Annotated in this window: 4 protein-coding genes; all 4 read left to right on the top strand. The window is 39.3% G+C overall.

The genetic code is table 11. The features are described from left to right. Window positions 1-147: 147 nt before the first annotated feature. The 4 genes from B4C08_RS02025 (at window position 148) to B4C08_RS02040 (ending at window position 5184) form a co-directional block, all read left to right on the top strand. Window positions 148-1380 (top strand): LL-diaminopimelate aminotransferase, encoded by a 1233-nt coding sequence (locus B4C08_RS02025; RefSeq protein WP_296662360.1) that lies wholly within the window; start codon window positions 148-150, stop codon window positions 1378-1380. A gap of 75 nt (window positions 1381-1455) precedes the next feature. Next, the gene (hisC, locus tag B4C08_RS02030; protein ID WP_296662361.1) at window positions 1456-2580 is read left to right on the top strand and encodes a histidinol-phosphate transaminase; all 1125 of its coding nucleotides are present in this window, start codon (window positions 1456-1458) and stop codon (window positions 2578-2580) included. Between the two features lie 25 nt (window positions 2581-2605). Then, on the top strand, window positions 2606-3280 hold the full coding sequence (locus B4C08_RS02035; protein WP_296662363.1) for a metallophosphoesterase family protein: 675 nt from the start codon (window positions 2606-2608) through the stop codon (window positions 3278-3280). A gap of 56 nt (window positions 3281-3336) precedes the next feature. Next, complete coding sequence (locus tag B4C08_RS02040; RefSeq protein ID WP_296662366.1) at window positions 3337-5184, top strand: alpha-amylase family glycosyl hydrolase; 1848 nt, start codon at window positions 3337-3339, stop codon at window positions 5182-5184. Window positions 5185-5229: the final 45 nt, after the last annotated feature.

Consider the following 5229-nt stretch of genomic DNA (forward strand, 5'->3'; position numbering starts at 1 on the left):
ATGACATTAAATCATAAAACTCGAAGTTTGGGCTATATAAACCTCCTTCATTTTTGGCCTTCTGTTTTTTCAGAAGGTCGTTTTTTTTCATTGTAGCAAACTTGCAAAAATGCTAAACTTTTCAAAAATTGAACAGAGGAAATCAAAGTGATAAAGAGAAACAAAAATTACACAAATCTTGCAAAAGGCTATCTTTTTCCGGAAATTGCAAAAAGACGCAAGGCATTTCAGACTCAGCATCCAGAAGCAAAAATAATCAGTCTTGGAATTGGCAACACAACAGAGCCGCTTGCTCCTCACATTGTTGAAGGAATGAAAAATTTTGTGGAAGCTCTTGGCACAAAAGAAGGCTACGAAGGCTATCAGGATGACAGCGCGGGAATGCCTAAACTTCGTGAGCGTATTTCACAGGCAATTTATGGCGGCGAAATAAAGCCAGCTGAAATTTTTGTTTCGGACGGAGCAAAGTGTGATCTTGGACGGCTTCAGGCAATGTTTGGCGCGGATGTGAATGTTGCGGTTCAAGACCCTTCTTATCCAGTTTATGTTGACGGAACTGTAATGGCTGGAGCTGGCGGAAAAGAACCTGTTACAGAAAACGGGTTCAAGGACATAACTTATATGCCGTGTCTTCCTGAAAATGGATTTTTCCCGGACTTGTCGGTTGTAAAAAAAGACAGCCTGATTTATATATGCTCGCCGAACAATCCTACTGGCGCGGTTGCAACAAAAGAAAATCTTTCCGAGCTTGTGAAGTTTGCAAAAGCAAATGGATGCGTTGTTCTTTTTGATGCGGCGTATTCAGCGTTTATCCGTGATAAAAATCTTCCGAAGTCAATTTATGAAATCGAAGGCGCAAAGGACTGTGCAATTGAAATGCAGTCATTTTCAAAGCCAGCCGGATTCACTGGAGTCCGCCTTGGATGGTGCGTAGTTCCAGAAAATTTAAAATTTGATGACGGTTCAAAAATTGCAGACGCTTGGGCGCGCATAACAAACACTGCATTCAACGGAGCAAGTAATATTGCGCAGGCTGGAGGATTTGCCGCCTTGGATGAAACTGGTCTAAAAGAAATGCAGGAAACAATAAGCTATTATCTTGAAAACGCAGCATTGATTCGCTCCGCTTTGGAAAGTGAAAATTTCAAATCGATGGGTGTTGAAGTTTATTCTGGCGGAAACGCTCCTTATGTCTGGGCAAAATTTCCCGGAAAGAAAAGCTGGGACGTGTTCGATCAGATTCTTAGCCAGTGCAATGTAGTTGTAACTCCAGGCGCAGGATTCGGACCGAGCGGTGAAAGTTTTATCCGCTTCAGTTCATTCGGACACCGTGAAAATATTCAAGAAGCTTGCGAAAGACTAAAGTCATTTAAAATGTAGCTAAAAAAATCTGCTGCTTTTTTACGCGGCAGGTTTTGCAAATGTTTGAATCCGCATATTTTTTTTGAGGTAAAAATGCTATCTGAACGATTAGAAAATCTTCATCCTTATGTTCCGGGCGAGCAGCCAAAGGACAGAATTTATATAAAGCTGAACGCAAATGAAAATCCTTATCCGCCGAGCAAAAACGTTGCAAAAGCTATAAAAAAAGCCGCATCTTGCCATCGTGAAAAACTTGGACTTTATCCAGACCCGGATTCTGGTGAACTTAGAACTGCAATTGCCGATATGCTGAATTCCACAGGCGGAGTTCTTTGCAATTCCCAAAACGCAAAAAAGGAACTTGGTTTTAAAATAACGCCGCAAATGATTTTCTGCGGAAACGGAAGCGATGAAGTTCTTTCGTTTGTTTTTTATACATTTTTTGGCAGCAACTGTCCTCTTGTTCTTCCTGAATTCACTTATAGTTTTTATCCCGTTTACTGCGGATTTTATAATATTCCGATGCATAAAATTCCGCTAAAAAATGACTGGAGCTTGGACACAGAAAAAATGATTTTCGAGTCTGAAAAAAACAACAGCTCAATAATTTTTGCTAATCCAAATGCTCCAACAGGAATTGCCTTGAAGCGCGCGGAAATTGAATCGCTCTTGAAAAAAATTCCTTCAGACCGAATCCTTGTTGTTGACGAAGCTTATGCTGATTTTGGCGAGGAAAGCTGCCTTGCACTTTTAAATGATTACAAAAATCTTGTTATTGTGCGCACGTTCAGCAAAAGTTTTTCGCTAGCAGGAATGAGGCTCGGTTTTGCCGTTGCGAATCCAGAACTTATAAATTCAGTTTTTACAGTAAAAAATTCATTCAATCATTTTCCAGTTGATTTTCTTGCGCAGACAGCAGGAAAAGCCGCTTGTAAAAATTATTCTTATTATGAAGAAAATGCAAAAAAAATTGTGAATGAAAGAATTCTTCTAACTGAATTTTTGCGCTCAAAAAATTGGTTTGTGATTGAAAGCAAGACAAATTTTATTTTTGCAAAAAAAGATGGAATGAGCGGAACTTCAATTTACGAAGCTGTAAAAAAAGAGGGAATTCTTATCCGCCATTTTAACACGCCTGGCATCGAGGATTTTGTGCGCATAACGATTGGAACAAAAAATCAGATGGACAAACTTAAAAAAGTTCTTGCTGAAATTTAAACTGAAATTGTTCGGAGACATTAAAATGAAATTTTTAGTAATATCAGATTTGCACGGAAATTTGGAAGTTCTTGATAAAATGGATGAAACTTTTAAAAAGGCTGACGGAGTTGTTTTTGCAGGCGACTTTGCAAAATTTGGCAACGAGGAAACTGGACTTCCGGCTCTTGAAAAACTTTGCTCCAAGCACGATACAATTTTTTCTGTAATCGGAAACTGCGACAATCCTTCTTTTATTGAAGAAACTGAAAAACATGATATTTCCGTAGAAAAGCAACTTGTTATGTATGAAGGTCTTGCGTTTGCAGGTAGCGGCGGCGGAAGTAAGTTTACCGGCACAACTCCGAATGAAAAGTCAGAAGAAGAGCTTATGGCGGACTTTAAAATTATTACGGAACAAGGCGAGCAGGAATGGAACAACTTGATTGCGGTAAGCCACAATCCTCCAAAGAATACAGACTGCGATAAAATTTCAGGAGGCGTTCATGTTGGAAGCGAACTTTTTACGCAGTTTATTGAGCAATACAAACCACTTGCAGTTATTACAGGACACATCCACGAAAGCGCAGGAATCTGCAAAGTTGGAACTACAACTGTCATAAATCCAGGTCCGCTTCTTGAAGGAAAATATGCCTGGCTTGAAGTTGCAAAAGAAAACGGCGAATGGAAAGTTCTTTCTGCTGAATTGAAGTCGCTTTAAATTTTCAGCTTGAAAATCCGCATTGAAACTTGTTTTGTTTTCTATATAATTTCAGTGTGGACAAAAAATATTATTCAAATGAAAACTCAGCTCCTTCAATTGATTCCGCTTTTTATTATGACGGAAACGATCTTGGCTTAACCTTGAACGGAACTTCTGCGTCTTTTAAATGCTGGGCGCCGACTGCCAGCAATGTGCGGCTTTTGCTGTTTAAAGATTCAGCTGCAAAAAAATTGTGCGCCGCAAAGCAAATGGAACGCAAGGAAAAAGGCGTTTGGTTTTTTAGCGGCTCTTATGAAGGCTGCTCTTACTATCAGTATGAAATTTCTTTTGGCGCAGAAATTTTCAAAGTTGCTGACATTTGGCACACTGTCGCTTCTCCAGATTCTGTTGCATCTCAAATCGCTGTCATCGAAAAATCCGAATATAAAAATCCATTTAAAGAAACTGATTATTCAAAAGCAGTAATTTACGAAATGCACATCCGGGACTGGAGCCGCGCTGTAAATCTAACTTCAACTGGAAAATTTCTTGAAGCTGCCGACCCAAAAATAATTTCGCATTTAAAAGAGCTTGGCGTAACTCATGTTCAGATTCTTCCGATGTTCGACTATGCGCAAAAAAATTCAGACCTTTCATACAACTGGGGTTACAATCCTTTTCATTACAATGTGCCAGAAGGACGCTATGTTTCGCAAGAATACACTGACGGAATTCAGGCTGTAAAAGAAATGCAGCAAATGGTAAAGTCGTTCCATGATGCGGGAATCGCTGTGATAATGGACGTTGTTTACAATCACACTGACGGCACTGAAAACAATTCGCTTTATGACATGACTGTTCCTAAATATTTTTACAGGCTTAATTCTGAAGGTGGATATTCCAACGGTTCAGGCTGCGGAAACGAAATTGCCACAAATCATAAAATGGTAAAAAAATATGTTATTGATTCTCTCAAGCATTGGATGAAAGATTTTCATATAAACGGATTCCGCTTTGATCTTATGGGAGTTCAGGAACAGGAAACTATGTCGGAAATTTTTTACGAGCTGAAAAAAATAGATCCGTGCGTAATGGTTTATGGAGAGCCTTGGACTGGCGGAGAATGCGCTGTAAAAAACGGATGCTCTGCTTCTGTTGCTTGCGGAAAAAATTGCGGAGTCGGCGCATTCAATGATGATTTTAGAGACGCAATAAAAGGAAGCGAATTCGGCGGATTTGCAAAAGGTCATGTTCAGGGAATTTTTTGCGATTCAGAAATTGAAAAAGGACTTCTTGGCGCGACTGGAAAGAACAACAGAAATCCAAGCGGAATTCCAAGCCTTTCAATTCACTATGTTGAATGCCACGACAATTACACTTTGTTTGATAAGCTTGCAATTTCGTACCTTGAAGAAACTTCATATTCAGGAAATCTCTTTGAAGCAATCGGAAACGTTGGGCTTGAAAAAGTTAAAAGGCAGGACATTCTTGCGGCGGCGTATATTATTCTTGCACAGGGAACACCTTTTATAAACGGCGGTCAAGAATTTCTTCGCACAAAGCAAGGAAATGAAAATAGCTACAATTCAAGCGATGAAATAAATCAAATCAGCTTGAAATTTAAAACGCGTTATTCTGATGTCTTTAACGCATACAAAGGACTTATTGCATTCCGCAGGAAAAACCCTGACTCGTTTGGCTCAAAAACTGATTGCTTGGCAAAGACAATTTCCCCGGGACTTACAAAATACACTGCCGGAAACTTCTGCATATATTTTAACGCTACAAATTCTTCTGCAAAAATTGATTCAGCCGGATTTGCAAATTCCATAGAAGTTTTAAGCGGAAAACCGGAGCAAAAAAATTTTGTTCCAGACACTGTGGATGCAAAAAGTTTTGTGATTTTAAAGAAACTTGATTGATAATCTGTCAGACTCAAAATATCAGGTCGAATGTCGAGTTTTGAT

Source organism: Treponema sp. UBA753 (assembly GCF_002297325.1).
In the GTDB taxonomy this organism is placed as follows: domain Bacteria; phylum Spirochaetota; class Spirochaetia; order Treponematales; family Treponemataceae; genus Treponema_D.